General features: G+C 35.2%; 13 protein-coding genes and 1 pseudogene. 8 read left to right on the top strand and 6 right to left on the bottom strand.

The features are described from left to right. Positions 1–36: 36 nt before the first annotated feature. On the bottom strand, positions 37–804 hold the full coding sequence (locus FJV36_RS14130) for a TatD family hydrolase (protein WP_158728659.1): 768 nt from the start codon (positions 802–804) through the stop codon (positions 37–39). A gap of 143 nt (positions 805–947) precedes the next feature. On the opposite strand from FJV36_RS14130, the gene FJV36_RS14125 reads away from it, so the two are divergent. Continuing rightward, positions 948–1,388 (top strand): retropepsin-like aspartic protease, encoded by a 441-nt coding sequence (locus FJV36_RS14125; protein WP_086454080.1) that lies wholly within the window; start codon positions 948–950, stop codon positions 1,386–1,388. Positions 1,389–1,443: 55 nt separating this feature from the next. Here FJV36_RS14125 and odhB read toward each other — a convergent pair whose 3' ends face one another. Together odhB and FJV36_RS14115 are read right to left on the bottom strand one after the other, a co-directional pair. Beyond that, positions 1,444–2,679: a 2-oxoglutarate dehydrogenase complex dihydrolipoyllysine-residue succinyltransferase gene (gene odhB / locus FJV36_RS14120; RefSeq protein WP_158728647.1), complete on the bottom strand. Its 1,236-nt coding sequence runs from the start codon at positions 2,677–2,679 to the stop codon at positions 1,444–1,446. 83 nt (positions 2,680–2,762) lie between these two features. Next, the gene (locus FJV36_RS14115) at positions 2,763–5,534 is read right to left on the bottom strand and encodes a 2-oxoglutarate dehydrogenase E1 component (protein WP_158728648.1); all 2,772 of its coding nucleotides are present in this window, start codon (positions 5,532–5,534) and stop codon (positions 2,763–2,765) included. A 125-nt stretch (positions 5,535–5,659) separates the two neighbouring features. Here FJV36_RS14115 and FJV36_RS14110 point away from each other — a divergent pair, with 125 nt between their 5' ends. Next, positions 5,660–6,196, top strand: coding sequence for a hypothetical protein (locus FJV36_RS14110; protein WP_158728649.1), 537 nt, complete (start codon positions 5,660–5,662; stop codon positions 6,194–6,196). A gap of 32 nt (positions 6,197–6,228) precedes the next feature. Here FJV36_RS14110 and FJV36_RS14105 read toward each other — a convergent pair whose 3' ends face one another. Together FJV36_RS14105 and FJV36_RS14100 are read right to left on the bottom strand one after the other, a co-directional pair. Continuing rightward, positions 6,229–6,582: a hypothetical protein gene (locus tag FJV36_RS14105; protein ID WP_158728650.1), complete on the bottom strand. Its 354-nt coding sequence runs from the start codon at positions 6,580–6,582 to the stop codon at positions 6,229–6,231. A gap of 140 nt (positions 6,583–6,722) precedes the next feature. Beyond that, complete coding sequence (locus tag FJV36_RS14100; protein WP_158728651.1) at positions 6,723–7,697, bottom strand: polyprenyl synthetase family protein; 975 nt, start codon at positions 7,695–7,697, stop codon at positions 6,723–6,725. Between the two features lie 255 nt (positions 7,698–7,952). On the opposite strand from FJV36_RS14100, the gene FJV36_RS14095 reads away from it, so the two are divergent. From FJV36_RS14095 to FJV36_RS14075, 5 genes are all read left to right on the top strand, one after another. Further along, on the top strand, positions 7,953–8,474 hold the full coding sequence (locus tag FJV36_RS14095) for a YceI family protein (protein ID WP_158728652.1): 522 nt from the start codon (positions 7,953–7,955) through the stop codon (positions 8,472–8,474). A gap of 61 nt (positions 8,475–8,535) precedes the next feature. Then, a complete protein-coding gene (locus FJV36_RS14090) occupies positions 8,536–9,132 on the top strand; it encodes a TetR/AcrR family transcriptional regulator (RefSeq protein ID WP_158728653.1) in 597 nt (198 codons plus the stop codon). Between the two features lies 1 nt (position 9,133). Then, complete coding sequence (locus FJV36_RS14085) at positions 9,134–10,474, top strand: TolC family protein (RefSeq protein ID WP_158728654.1); 1,341 nt, start codon at positions 9,134–9,136, stop codon at positions 10,472–10,474. A 5-nt stretch (positions 10,475–10,479) separates the two neighbouring features. Continuing rightward, positions 10,480–11,547: an efflux RND transporter periplasmic adaptor subunit gene (locus FJV36_RS14080; protein ID WP_158728655.1), complete on the top strand. Its 1,068-nt coding sequence runs from the start codon at positions 10,480–10,482 to the stop codon at positions 11,545–11,547. Positions 11,548–11,625: 78 nt separating this feature from the next. Next, positions 11,626–14,796 (top strand): efflux RND transporter permease subunit, encoded by a 3,171-nt coding sequence (locus tag FJV36_RS14075; RefSeq protein ID WP_158728656.1) that lies wholly within the window; start codon positions 11,626–11,628, stop codon positions 14,794–14,796. Between the two features lie 85 nt (positions 14,797–14,881). Here the strand turns inward: FJV36_RS14075 and FJV36_RS14070 are convergent. Beyond that, positions 14,882–15,055, bottom strand: a pseudogene (locus FJV36_RS14070) (LexA family protein); the annotation flags it as partial. Positions 15,056–15,105: 50 nt separating this feature from the next. Between FJV36_RS14070 and FJV36_RS14065 the strand changes: the two are divergent. Continuing rightward, positions 15,106–16,008, top strand: a complete 903-nt coding sequence (locus FJV36_RS14065) for an IS1595 family transposase (protein ID WP_158728025.1) — start codon at positions 15,106–15,108, stop codon at positions 16,006–16,008. Positions 16,009–16,017 lie beyond the last annotated feature (9 nt).

Genomic DNA, 16,017 nt, shown 5'->3' with positions numbered 1-16,017 from the left:
GAACAAAAAAAATATTAAAATAAGGTAAAATCTAGTTTAAATCCCAAAAATAGCTTTAGAATTTGCGGTAGTTACCGCCGCTATTTCATTTGCCGAAAGGCCATAAAGTTGAGATAACTTTTCTACAACGCTTACAATATAACTGCTCTCATTTCTTTTTCCTCTATACGGTACGGGTGCTAAATAAGGAGAATCGGTTTCTAGAACAATATGCTCAAGGTCAATTTGATTTAAAAACTGATCTATTTTTCCGTTCTTAAAAGTAGCTACACCTCCAATTCCTAATTTCATGTTATACGAGATAGCCTGTAATGCTTGTGCATAACTTCCCGAAAAACAATGGAAAATACCAAATAATTCTGGAGATTTTTCTTCCTCCAAAATTTCGAATATTTCGTCAAAAGCTTCGCGACAATGAATCACAATAGGGAGTTTGTACTCTTTTGCAAGTTGTATTTGTTTTCTAAAAGCAATTTGCTGCTGTGGTAAATGAGTTTTATCCCAATACAGATCAATCCCTATTTCGCCAATAGCATAAAACTTTCGTTTTGAGAGCTCGTCTGCAACATGTTGTAATTCTTGCTCATAATTTTCTTTAACATAAGTAGGATGCAAACCCATCATTAAAAAGATATGATCCGGGTAATTCTGTTCTAAATCATACATAGATTGCGTACATGTAGAATCTATAGCAGGAATAAAAAAACGCGAAACACCAGCATCAATGGCTCGTTGAATCATTTGGTCTCTATCTTGATCAAAATCTTCGGCATAAAGGTGTGTATGTGTGTCAGTGATGACTATATTTGTTTCCAAGTGTATTTTTTCAGGTTTGAGATGCAAAATTACGATTATTAGACGTAGTTTCCCATACCTATAAACTATCAAGATGTTAATTTCAACGACTTTTTATCGCAAAATAAAGATTCAAAATCCCAACAGAAACTATGAAAAACTTAGATAAAATTCTCAAAAAAGTAAGCTACAAGAAAATCCCATTCAAGATTATGAAAACGCAGCACTTGTTGATAAAAGCAAAAATCAACGGGATAAAAGGGAATTTTATTTTAGATACTGGTGCCTCAAACAGCTGCATAGGTTTTGAAAGCATAGAAGTCTTTCAATTGCAACCTAAGAACTCAGAGACTAAAGCCTCTGGAGCTGGCGCCACCGGAATGGAAACCCAACTGGCATTAAAAAACAAACTTCAATTAGGTACATGGAAAGACAACCATTTCAATCTGGTTATTTTTGATTTATCACACGTAAACACGGCTTTATTGGCCCACAAAGCCAAACCCGTTCACGGAATAATAGGTGCTGATATCTTGATGAAAGGAAAAGGAATCATTGACTACTTTAACAATTGTTTGTATTTGTTGAAATAAAAAAACCCCTTTTAGTTTCCTAAAAGGGGTATATTGAATTAGAATAGCTTTATTACTACAATTCCAAAGCTTTTTTAGGATTGTTATCCATCAATAATTCCATTGGGTTTTCTAAAGCTTCTTTTACTGCTACTAAGAAACCAACAGACTCACGACCATCAATAATTCTGTGGTCATAAGAAAGTGCCACATACATCATTGGGTGAATTTCAACTTTACCATTTACAGCAATTGGACGCTCAATAATGTTGTGCATTCCTAGAATCCCTGATTGTGGAGGATTGATAATTGGCGTACTCAACATACTTCCAAAAACACCTCCGTTAGTAATTGTGAACGTTCCACCAGTCATATCATCTACTGTAATTTGACCATCACGCGCTTTGATTGCTAATCTTTTAATATCAGCTTCAACTCCACGGAAAGTCAAGTTCTCTGCATTACGAACCACAGGAACCATTAATCCTTTTGGTCCAGAAACTGCAATTGAAATATCGCAAAAATCAAAAGCAATCTTATGATCGCCATCCATCATAGAGTTAACATCTGGATATAATTGTAATGCTCTTGTTACTGCTTTTGTAAAAAATGACATGTAACCTAATCCTACTCCACCATGTTTTGCTTTGAAAACATCCTTATATTCATTTCGAATCAAGTTGATTGGCGTCATGTTTACTTCATTAAAAGTAGTCAACATGGCTGTTTCGTTTTTAGCGGCAACTAATCTTTCTGCCACTTTACGACGCAACATAGACAACTTTGTACGCTCTGTACCTCTAGATCCTCCAGTAGGAGTTCCCATTGATGGCACTGCATTTACAGCATCTTCTTTTGTAATTCTTCCGCCTTTACCTGTACCAGAGACAGTGGTTGGCGCTATATTTTTTTCGTCTAATATTTTTCTTGCTGCTGGAGATGCATGTCCTTCAGCTGCTGATGGTGGTGTTTGTGCCACTGGTTCCGCTTTTGGAGCTACAGTTTCTACAACTGCTTTTGGTCCCGAAGTCTCGGGATCAACTGCTGCCGCTGGTGCATCGCCTGATGGTTTTGCAGCACTTGTATCGATCAAACAAACTACTGCTCCTACTGCTACAGCATCACCTTCTTCTGCTTTTAATGTAATGATTCCGCTAGCTTCAGCTGGTAATTCAAGTGTTGCTTTATCTGAATCAACCTCAGCAATTGCTTGGTCTTTTTCTACATAATCTCCATCTTTTACTAACCAAGTTGCAATTTCAACTTCTTTTATAGATTCCCCTGGCGAAGGGACTTTCATTTCTAAAATCATCTTTGTTATTGTTTAAGGTGTGAATTGTTTAAAGTTCAAAGTCACCCAAGAGTAGCTTTAAACCTTAAACTTTAAACTATTTTTTATCTAAATAAATTTTTGTCAAATACCATTCTAATTGCATCAGCGTGACGTCTTTTTGCTCTGGTGTAACTTCCTGCTGCTGGTGCCGCATAAGCTTTTAGAGATGCTAATCTCCATTTTACCAAATCAAAATTCACCAACATATAACTGTAAGCTCCCATGTTCTTAGGTTCTTCTTGTGCCCAAACATAATCATCTGCATTAGGATACTGTGCAATTATCGCTTTAAGTTGGTCAACCGGTAATGGAAACAATTGCTCCACACGAACTACAGCTACATCATTACGACCGTTGTTGGTTCTTTCGGCTACAATATCATAGTAAAATTTACCCGTACAGAATACTAGGGTTTTAACTTCTGCTTTGTTTACTGTAGCGTCATCTATAGTTTCTTGAAATTCTCCATTGGCTAATTCCTCAACTGTAGAAACACATCTTGGATCACGCAATAAACTTTTTGGTGAAAACACAACTAGCGGCTTACGGAAATTGGTTTTCATTTGTCTTCTCAACAAGTGAAAAAAGTTGGCTGGCGTAGTACAATCGGCAACGTACATGTTGTGACGCGCGCAAAGTTGTAAATAACGCTCCATTCTTGCTGATGAGTGCTCTGCTCCTTGCCCTTCATATCCGTGAGGCAACAATAAAACAATACCGTTCTGGTTGTTCCATTTGTCTTCGCCACATGAAATGTATTGGTCAATCATGATTTGAGCTCCATTGGAGAAATCCCCAAATTGTGCTTCCCAAATGGTAAGTGCATTAGGATTTGCTAGTGCATACCCGTAATCAAAACCAAGTACCCCGTATTCCGAAAGGAAGGAATTAAAAATACGGAAGTTTCCTTTTTTGTTTTGGATGTGATCCAATAAAATTACTTCTTCCTCTGAATCCTCCACTTTTACTACTGCATGACGGTGTGAAAAAGTACCTCGCTCAACGTCTTGCCCTGAAATTCGAATATCATAACCCTCTGTCAATAATGATCCATATGCAAGAGTCTCTGCAGTTCCCCAGTCAATGGTATTGTTATCATAGACTGTTTTTCTATCAGTAACAATTTTTGTGATTTTGTTAAGGAATTTTTTATCTGTTGGCAAACTTGATACCGTTGTAATAATAGAGTCTAAAGTTGTTTTATCAACCTTTGTATCCACTTTTTGCAGCATCACATCATTAGAAACCTGCTCGTATCCATCCCATTCATTTTGCATGAAAGGGGTAATGATTGTTAAATCTTTTTTACGAGAAGCTTCTAAGTTTTGATCTAGATCGTCTTTGTATTCTTTTTCTAATGTTTTTACTAAATCAGCAGTAATAACTCCTTCTGATAGTAATTTTTCAGCGTATAAATCTCTAGGATTTTTGTGCTTTGCAATAATTTTATACAAAACGGGTTGTGTAAAACGAGGTTCGTCACCTTCATTATGCCCATATTTTCTATATCCTAGTAAATCAATGAATACATCACACCCAAACTGCATACGGAAATCTAATGCAAACTGCATAGCATGCACAACAGACTCTGCATCATCAGCATTTACATGCAATACTGGAGAAAGTGTAACCTTGGCAACATCGGTACAATACGTAGATGAACGGGCATCAAGATAATTTGTGGTGAAACCTACTTGATTGTTGATAACAATATGAATGGTTCCGCCTGTTTTGTATCCGTCCAGTTGTGCCATTTGAACAATTTCATACAAAATTCCTTGTCCTGCAATGGCCGCATCACCGTGAACAGCAATAGGCAGTACTTTAGAGAAATCCTCTGGAAAATATTTATCTTGTTTGGCACGCGTAATTCCTTCAATAACTGCTCCTACAGTCTCCAAGTGAGAAGGATTTGGAGCTAAATTGATGTTTATTTTTTTCCCTGATCTGGTAACTTTATCAGCAGTTAAACCCAAATGGTATTTAACATCTCCATCAAAATACTCTTGATCATAATCCTTACCGTCAAATTCACTAAAGATATCTTGAGTAGATTTTCCAAAAATATTAGCCAAGACATTCAATCTACCACGGTGAGCCATTCCCATTACAAACTGCTCAACACCTTTCTCTGCTGCTCTCTCGATAAGCGCATCAAGTGCTGGTATAACTGATTCTCCACCTTCAAGTGAAAAACGTTTTTGCCCCACATATTTTGTGTGCAAAAAGTTTTCAAAAGAAACAGCTTGGTTTAATTTATTTAAAATTACTTTTTTCTCCTCTGCAGAAAACTTAGGTTGATTATCATTAACCCCTAATTTTTTCTGGATCCACTCTACAACCTCAGGTTTACGAATGTACATATACTCAATACCTATGTGCTGGCAGTAAATAGTATCTAAGTGTGTTACAATTTCTTGAAGCGTACACGGCTGAATATTGATTGCTTTTGCAGCATCAAAAACAGTATTTAAATCTGCAACTGACAAGCCAAAATTAGTAATATCAAGAGTAGGCGATGCAGTACGTCTTTCTCTTACTGGGTTTGTTTTTGTAAACAAATGACCTCTGGTACGGTATCCATCTATCAGTTTAAGAACATTAAATTCTTTTTGTAGTTTATCCGAAACTAAACTTACATCAGTATTTGTCGAGGCAAAATTTGCCAACTGTGCTACTGGATTTTCCTCATTGTAAGTTGTCATCCCAAAGTCAAAACCTTGAAAAAAACTTCTCCAACTTGGCTCCACGCTATCTGGATTCTCTAAATATTGATCGTATAACTGTGCAAAAAATTCGGTATGTGCTGCGTTTAAAAATGAAAACCTATCCATAATATGTAGTGAATATACTTTTTTGTTAAAATAGTTTGGCAAAAGTACGATAATACAATAAATTTATAATTTATTTTAAGATACTTTTACGTTCAATATTGTTAAAAAACTAAAAACTTATAGCTATGAAATGTTTTTTCAATCGTTTTAGAAACCTTTTTGTATTATTTGCCTTGTTTTTTTTAAATGAAACACCAGCACAAGAAAACAATTCTGATATCAATCATCCCACACAATTTTGGGATAAAGTACAATTTGGTGGCGGAATAGGTCTTGGCTTCGGATCGGGGTTTACAGATATTTCTTTAGCTCCAAGTGCCATCTACAATATAAATGAATATGGATCTATAGGACTTGGTTTGCAGTATAAATACTTGAAGCAACAAAACAGTTTTGCCTCACACCTATACGGAGGAAGCGTTATCGGGTTATTAAATCCGTTACCAGAAATCCAGCTTTCTGCAGAATTAGAACAACTTAGAGTAAACGTAAACTTAGACGGATCTAATAGCAATTCTCAAAGTTTCTGGAACACAGGTCTATTCGTGGGAGCAGGTTATCGCTCGGGAGGTGCGACTATGGGTGTGCGCTACAATGTACTTCAAGATGAAAACAATATTTACGGAAGCCGTTTTATGCCTTTTGTGAGGTTTTATTTTTAGTTTGAATTTACTTAAACCTTTGCTTTTAAAGCTTATTTGTATTTGTTTTTAAACCATACTTTTTGCCATTCTCTTTTTAGAATTAAGAAAGCAACTTGTTCCGCTAGAATTACCAAATCTGATCCGTCGAGTTTTTTAATTTCATCTTCGGAGACATCAATGATATAAAGTAAATTGAGGTATTCAGCAAACTTGTATTGAATGAGTCGGTAGATTTTTTCATGTAATTGCAACTTCAATTCAGCTGGAGAGGTACTCAACGGAAAATCTATAGCTTCATTAGCTAAATTAAAATCCTTGTTCAATTGTTCTACTAATTTTAAATACAAATTGTCGCCTTCTGCTTCAGAAAGTAGTAAATCGGTGTTTTTAGGCGCTACAAACATATTTTTAAAAATTTCAATAACAATATTAAAATTAACTTTCAATATTGCTATTATGTATAATTTACTTCTTTTTAAATAACAATTATCAATTTTCAATATCAACAATGCTATTGAAATTTAAAATTGTTTTTGAATTTGAATTATACTTTCCTTCCCATTAGGTTTTCACCAAAGGCTCTTAACATTTGCTTTTTCTCTGCACTAATGTTCATTTTGTCCAGCGTTTGAAACGCCTTAAACGTAAATTCCTGTATCGCATCCTGAGTAGCTTTTGAAGCACCAGAACTATTAAAAAGTGCCTTTACACGTTCAATCTTATCAGTGCTATCTTCTGGTTGAATTGAAAATAAACTTTTCAATTCCTGCGCTTCTTTTTCATTTGAAAAAGCAACTGCTTTAAGGTATAGATAGGTTTTTTTGTTTTCAATGATATCTCCTCCTACTTGTTTTCCAAAAGTTTCTGGGTTTCCAAAAGCGTCTAAGAAATCATCTTGCAATTGAAAAGCCAATCCTAAGTTAAGACCAAAATCATAAATTAAATTTGCATTCTCTACTGAGGTTTCTGCAATGATAGCACCCATTTTCATAGCTGCTGCCACTAAAACAGCTGTTTTGTACTGAATCATTTTTAAATATTCAGAAATAGTAACATCTGTACGATCTTCAAAATCAACATCCCATTGTTGCCCTTCACAAACTTCAAGAGCTGTTTTGCTAAATAACTTGGCTAAATCTCTAAAAATTAACGGCTCGTATTGCTCAAAATACTGATATGCAAGAATTAACATTGCATCACCAGACAAGATCCCAGTATTGATATTCCATTTTTCATGCACCGTTTCATGACCTCTACGCAACGGGGCATCATCCATAATATCATCATGTACCAAAGAGAAATTATGAAAAACCTCAACCGCTAAGGCTGCTGGAAGCGCTTTTTTATAATCGGCATCAAATATCTCAGCACTCATCAAAGTCAGTACCGGACGCATTCTTTTACCACCAAGATCTAAAATATAATGTATAGGCTCATATAAGTTTTTAGGTTCTTTGGTTTCATATTGAGAATGTAAATAAGCAGAAAGGAACTCTTGATACTGAACGATATTGTGCATTGTTATTTTTTTATTTTAAGAAAATTAAAGTTTGTTTTTGCCTTGACTACAAAACTTTTGAATACAAAGAAACTCAAAAAACTTGAAAATTCCGCCAATGTTAAAGTTCCTCAAATGTTAAATAAATGTAAATACCAAGGAAACTTATTTGGTATTCAAAGTTTCCTATCTATATTTGCAAAGAAATTTAACTACCATCAAAGTTAATTTTGAACAAATCATTTCTATAGATCATACTTAATTACGAACCACCTCATGAAAACAACTTGGAGACTTGACGGAACGCAGTCGGATGTTTTAATAAAAACGAAACACAATGTTATAGCCTATCTTGCTGGAGGAACCAATACGTTTGACGGCTATATTGACATTGAAAACAATACCATCGAAGATGCATCAATAGCTTTTTTACTTGATGTCAACAATAAAAAAAAACCACTACATACGGCGAAAAAACATCAAAATATGAATGATTTATTTGATGTTAATCAATACCCAATAATTCGTTTTCAATCAACATCATTTGAAAAAATTACAAACAATATCAATTTCTTAAAAGGAAATTTAACCATACAAAATGTTACAAAAGCGGTAGAACTTGATGCAGAGTTTATAGGATTCAATGCCTACAATGGTGATAAAAAAGCTGCTTTTGAAATTACTGGCAAAATAAACAGAAAAGATTTCAATATTTCTGAAAATCCACTTAGCACTTATGGCGTAGCATATAACAACAAAGAATTAAAATTAATTGCAAACTTAGAATTCACGGTATAAAAAATAAACCAATGGGGAAATACATCCCAATGCGACTGGCGCAATGCAAAAAGTTAAAAAAATGAAGGAAAAAATAATATCAAAAGCTAAGGACATGTTTTTGAAACTGGGTTTCAAGAGCATCACTATGGATGATATCGCAGGCGAAATGTGTATTTCAAAAAAAACAATCTACAAATATTTCGCTAACAAAGAGTTACTTATCGAAGAGAGTGTTCAAGTAATTCATACTGAAGTAAACACGATTATAAACACGATAACCTCACAAGATTTTAATGCCATAGAAGAGAATTTTGAAATTAGACGAATGTTTGATGATATGTTCAAAACCACTGATACTTCGCCGGTATACCAATTAAAAAAACACTACCCAGAAGTGTATCAAAAAGTATTATCTGATCAAGTAGAAATATGCGAGTCCTGTTTTAGGAAAAACATTGAAAAAGGAATAGCAGAAGGTTTATACCGAGATGACTTAAATATAGATGCTTACATCAAGTTTTACTACACTTTAATTTTTTCAATTAACGAAAATATTCGGTCCGAAAGAGAAGCCTTCGCGCTTGAAATGGAAGCGCTAGAATACCATACCAGAGCCATGGCAACAAACAAGGGCATACTGGAACTAGAGAAAAATTTAATCAAATCAAGCTTATAAAATGAAAAAAACAATTATACTAATGACCGTGCTGCTTTCCTTAAGCATCAATGCACAAGAACTAAAAAGCCTTACCTTAAAAGATGCTATTACGTATGCACTTGAAAACAAAGCCGATGCAAAAAAAGCAAGATTACAAGTAGAAAGAGGGGAATACGAAATTCAAGAAGTTCGTTCAAGGGCTTTGCCTCAAATTGCAGCAAATGGTAGCTTAAATTACAACCCAATTTTACAAACTACTGTAATTGACGGAGCTGGATTCGGCCAACCTGGAACTACAATTCAAGCTGCTTTTGGTCAAAAATGGAGCTCAACTGCAGGAGTTTCTCTTAATCAAGCTTTGTATGACCAAGCCGTATTTATAGGCTTGAAGGCGGCAAAATCAACTCGTGAGTTTTACCAAATAAACGCACAATTAACTGAAGAGCAAGTTATAGAGCGCGTAGCAAATGCATACTACCAAGTTTATGTAACGCGTCAAAACTTAACTGTACTTGATAACAACCTTAAAAACACCACAAAAGTTAAGGACATCATTCAAGGACAATATGATAACGGACTGGCTAAAAAAATTGATTTAGACAGAACGCTAGTTCGTATCTCAAACATCAATACACTACGTCAACAAACTCTGAACGCTGTTACACTGCAAGAAAACGCTTTGAAATTTTTTATGGGTTTACCTGTAGATACTCGTATTTCTATTCCACAAACAGAATTTGAGATTACTCCAAGCGCACTTTCACTTACTCCAGATACAACAACAAGAACTGAATATTTGTTACTTAAAAAGAACGAACAATTATTGGAATACCAAAAAAAATCTATAGAGGCAGCTTATTACCCAAGTTTATCACTTACGGGTGGGTATAACTTCATTGGTCAAGGTCCAGAGATGCCTTGGTTCAAGAAACCATCAGATGGAGTTTATTGGTCAGACTTTGCTTCAGTAGGACTGAATTTACGTATACCTATCTTTTCAGGATTTGGAACAAAAGCAAGAGTAAGCCAAGCTAATAACAAACTTGCTTCAATAAAAGTAGATTTGGAGGAAACAAAACTGGCATTGGATTTACAATACAGTAATGCAAATACGCAAATCGAGAATAGTATTGTATCGATCAACAATCAAAAAGAAAACGCAAAACTAGCGCAAGAGGTTTTGACTAATACCAACAACAACTATGCACAAGGTCTTGCATCATTAACTGATTTACTTGAAGCAGAAAGCGAACTGGTTGTTGCTCAAAACAATTATACATCAGCGCTATTAGATTACAAATTAGCCGAAATACAATTAATAAAAGCAAAAGGAGAACTTAAAACATTAACCAATAAATAATCAAAATGAAAAAAATTATCATAACCGTAGTTGTAATTGCTGCCTCTTTAGGAATTATTACTTACGTACTTACCAATAACAAAAAAGAGAACGAGGCTAAAACTGCAATTGTAGCTGAGAAAAATGCAACTATATCCGTAAGAACAGATGTTGTTAAAACAGAAGATGTATCTCTTGACTTTGTTTCTAACGGAAATTTTGAACCAGTACAAGAATTAAAATTCTCAGCAGAAAAGTCAGGCAAAATCACTAAGATACTTGCAAAAGAAGGTGATTACGTGAGCGTAGGACAAACTCTTGCTATTGTACGCAGTGATGTAGTGAATGTGAATGCTCAAAACGCAAACGCTATCTATCAAAACGCAGTGGCTGATTACAACCGATTTGAAAATGCGTTTAAAACCGGTGGAATAACCAAGCAACAATTAGACCAAGCAAAACTACAAATGGTAAATGCTAAGTCACAATTGACACAAGCCAACATCAACGTAGGTGACACTAGAATTAAAGCTCCAATAAGTGGGTTTATCAATAAAAAACACATTGAAGTAGGTTCCATCATTACAGGAATGCCTGCAACACAATTGTTTGATATTGTAAACGTATCAAAGTTAAAATTGAAAGTTAACGTAAATGAAAGTCAAGTAGCTGGATTAAGAGTAGGAAACGCTACAACAGTGGTTGCTAGTGTGTATCCTGATAAAACTTTCTCAGGAAAAATAACTTTCATTGCTGCAAAAGCCGATGAAACTCTGAACTTCCCTGTAGAAATAGAAATTACAAACAATGCGAACAAAGACCTAAAAGCTGGAATGTATGGTACTGCTGCTTTTGCATCTAACCAACAAAAACAATCCTTAAAAATTGTTCCAAGAAATGCTTTTGTAGGTAGTGTGAGCAGCAACCAAATATTTGTAATTGAAAATGGAAGTGCCAAGTTAAAAACAGTTACTGCTGGTAGAATTCTAGGTGATAAAGTAGAGATATTAAACGGCCTTGAAGATGGAGAACAAGTAATTGTTACCGGACAAATCAATTTGCAAGACGGCAGCAAAGTGGAGGTTATTAAATAGATTAAAAATTTGTTTCAACTTTAAAGTTTAAAGTTACAAAACTTGAAACCTGAAACTTGAAACCTGAAACTAAAACATATGAAATTAGCAGAAATATCCATAAAACGTCCGTCGTTAGTGATTGTATTATTTACAATCCTAACACTTGGTGGACTGTTCAGTTACAGCAATTTGGGGTATGAATTGATCCCAAAATTTGAAACGAACGTAATTACTATTGCTACCATTTACCCTGGAGCATCGCCTAGTGAGGTAGAAAATACCGTTACTAAAAAAATTGAGGATGCGATTGCATCTCTTGAAAACATCAAAAAAATTGATTCCAAGTCGTACGAAAGTTTATCTACGGTCTCTATTACCCTGACTTCATCGGCCGATGTTAATATTTCGATGAACGATGCACAACGTAAAATAAATGCTATCTTAGGAAATCTTCCTGAAGATGTTGAAACACCTTCATTATCAAAATTCTCTTTGAGTGATTTACCAATTATGACCATTGGTGCCAATGGAAAAATGGACGAAGTAGCATTTTACGATCTTGTTGACAAAAAATTAGCTCCTGTTATTTCACGTGTTGAAGGTGTGGCGCAGGTAAACATCATTGGTGGACAAGAAAGAGAAATTCAGGTAAATCTTGACGCCGTAAAAATGCAAGCCTACGGACTTTCTATTCCGCAGGTACAACAAAATATTTTATCTTCAAATTTGGATTTCCCTACCGGAAACATTCAAACTCGGGAGCAAAAAATATTAATTCGTTTAGCCGGAAAATATAAAACTGTTGACGAATTAAGAAATCTAATTGTTTCTTCTAGAAACGGCATCCAAGTACGTCTAAGCGATATTGCTGATGTACAAGATGCTCAAAAGATTACGGAAAAAGTAGCACGTGTAAATAGAAAAAGTGCTATCATCCTTCAAATCATTAAACAATCGGATGCAAATGCTGTTGCTGTAAGCGAGGAATTAGTTAAAACATTAGCACTCTTAGAAACAGATTACAAACCAGTAGGTCTGCAACTTGAGGTAGCCAAAGACAGTACTATTTTTACACTTGAAGCTGCTGATGCAGTAGTTCATGATTTACTTATTGCGGTACTTCTTGTAGCGCTTGTAATGTTGTTTTTCTTGCACAGTATTAGAAATTCATTGATCGTAATGGTGTCTATTCCTGCATCCTTAATTGCTACATTTATCGGGATTTATTTGATGGGCTATACCTTAAACTTAATGAGTTTATTAGGATTGTCTCTTGTTGTAGGTATTCTGGTAGATGATGCTATTGTGGTTTTGGAGAATATTTATAGGCACATGGAAATGGGCAAGAACAAAGTGAGAGCTGCTTATGATGGTACTGCCGAAATTGGTGGAACCGTAATATCGATAACCTTAGTAATTGTGGTGGTATTTTTACCTATCGCAATGAGTACAGGATTAGTTTCAAACATTATCACACAATTTTGTGTTACGGTAATTATCTCAACCTTATTGTCATTAGTAGCATCGTTTACTATTATTCCGTGGTTGTCTTCCAGATACGGAAAATTAGAACACATCACTGGTAAAAACCTTTTCGGAAGAGTTATTCTTGGGTTTGAAAGTTACTTGACTCGTTTTACAAATTGGGTTTCTGGGTTATTAGAATGGTGTTTAGATCATTACTGGAAAACTGTAATAATTGTAGTTGTTCTCTTTTTTGGATCGATGATTAGCTTATTAGGAGGCGGATTTATTGGAGGAGAATTTTTTGCTACATCAGATAGTGGGGAGTTCTTAGTTCAAATAGAAATGCCAAAAGATGCTTCATTAGAACAAACCAACTTTATGACTCAAAAAGCCGAAGATTTCTTGGCTAAAGAAGAGTATGTTTTTAGTCAAATTACTACTGTGGGTCAAAACAGTACTGGACTAGGTGCTTCTCAAGCTACCGCATACAAATCAGAAATCAACGTCAAAATGGTAGGTCTAGACAAACGTGATGAGCCAGCTAGCGTATATGCTGCTAAAACTAAACGTAAACTAGAAAAAGTTTTAGTGGGTGCCAAGGTAAAAACAGTTCCTGTTGGTATTTTAGGTACTGCCGAAGATGCTACTTTGAATTTAATTGTAACTGGTCCCGATGTAGCTAGCGCCATGCAATTTGCAAAAGCAGCCGAAAAAGAATTACGCACAATTCCTGGAGCTACAGAAATTGAATTATCTGTAGAAGACGGTAATCCAGAAGTGAATGTAAAAGTAGATCGTGATAAAATGGCTGCTCTTGGATTAAGCTTACAAACAGTAGGTATTACGATGCAAACGGCGTTTAGCGGAAATACCGACGGACGCTTTAGAGCGGGAGAATACGAATACGATATCAATATCAAATACAACGCTTTTGACAGAAAAAGTATTGCCGATGTGAGCAACTTGATCTTCATAAACAATATGGGTCAGCAAATTAAATTGAATCAATTTGCAACCGTAACCGAAGGTTCAGGACCAAGCCAACTAGAACGTAGAGACAAATCAGCATCGGTAACGGTAAAGGGTCAAAACGTAGGGGTTGCTTCTGGTACTATTGTAGGAATATGGCAAGAAAAAATTGATAAGCTTAAAAAACCTGTTGGGGTAAATTACATTTGGGGCGGTGATCAAGAAAACCAGTCCGAAGGTTTTGGAACGCTAGGAATTGCATTATTAGCGGCTATTATTTTGGTTTACTTAGTTATGGTTTCTTTATATGACAGTTTTGTGCATCCATTTGTAGTATTGTTTGCCATACCACTTTCGTTTATTGGAGCAATGTTGGCTTTGGCCTTGACCAATAATACGCTGAACATATTTACCATTTTGGGTATCATCATGCTTATTGGTCTGGTTTGTAAAAATGCGATCATGCTTGTAGATTATACCAATCAAAGACGTAAAGCTGGTGAAACAGTAAGAACGGCCTTAATTCAAGCCAATCATGCTAGACTACGTCCTATTTTGATGACCACAATTGCCATGGTTTTTGGTATGTTCCCTATTGCATTAGCATCAGGAGCTGGAGCCGAATGGAAAAACGGACTGGCTTGGGTAATTATTGGTGGATTAATATCGTCTTTATTCTTAACGCTTGTTGTGGTTCCCGTAATTTACCAAATTATGGAGAAAATAATAAACAGAGTTTCTAAAGGTGAAAAAGTAGACTATGAAGCCGAAATGATCGCTGATTACGACCACAGAGAATTAAATGAGGACGGAGTTACTCCAAAACATTAACACTTTCTCACATTATAACAAACGACCTGCTCTTTATAGATGCAGGTCGTTTTTTTTGAACCAAAAATTTAAGAGTCTTTCGTAACTACAGCTTTTTAATCACGTAGGTTACAATACCCCAAATGATGAGTTCGTTTTCCTCAGTGACTTTTATGGGTGGATAATTTGGGTTTTCTGGCATGAGATACAAACAATCTTTTTCTACCTTCATTCGCTTTACGGTGAACTCTCCATCAATAAAACAAATGGCTATTTTATTATAGAGTTACTTACTTAAAAAACACTTATATTTATAGTAAATACAAGGATATGGAAAGTATATTTCAGGGGGAGAATATTTTAGAGTTCATAAAGACATTCCCAGACGACCAAAGTTGCCGTGAATTTATAGCCAATGAGAAGTGGAAAGACGGCTATAGATGTAAACGTTGCGAGAATACGAAGTATGTTTATTTTGAAAAACACAATAAAAGAGAGTGTACCAAATGTAGATATAAAGAGAGTGCAACGGCAGGAACTCTTTTTCATAGAGTTAAATTTGGAATTCAAAAAGCATTTTGTATTGCCTTTGAAATGACTTGTACAACCAAATCAATATCCTCAACTCAAGCGGCAAAACGCTATGGAATAACTCAAAAGACTTCTTGGTTGTTTATGCAAAAAGTAAGACTTGCGATGAAGTCCTCAAAACAGTATCCAATGACAGGAAATGTACAAGTTGATGAATTTGTAGTTGGCGGAAAAGAAACAGGAAAACAAGGTAGAAGTTACGATAGCAAAAAGGCAAAAGTTGCTTGTGCTGTTGAGCTGACAGATGAAGGAAAGATAAAAAGAGGTTATGCAAATGTTATTGATGATTATTCTGCAAAGTCAATAAAACCATTATTTGACGAGCATATAAGTAAAGATGCGAATATTAAAACAGACCAATGGACAGCTTACAAAATAATAGCAAAGAGCTATAACATCGTCCAAGAAAAAAGCGTTCCTGGGAAAAACTTCAAAGAAATGCACACTATTATTCATCAGGTAAAAACTGCAATAAGAACGATTCAATCACACGTCAAAAAGGAACATCTCCAAAAATATTTAGATGAATATTTTTATCGACTGAACAGGTCAATTTACAAAGATTCTATTTTTGATAATATATTCAAACGATTAGTCTCACATCCGCATCAGGGTTGGAAGCAAATCGTAGTCATTAAGTAAGTAACTCGA

The organism is Flavobacterium sp. I-STPP5a (assembly GCF_009764685.1).
Lineage (GTDB): Bacteria > Bacteroidota > Bacteroidia > Flavobacteriales > Flavobacteriaceae > Flavobacterium.
The sequence above is the reverse complement of the archived record's forward strand: the minus strand, read 5'-3'. Positions and strand labels throughout refer to the sequence as shown.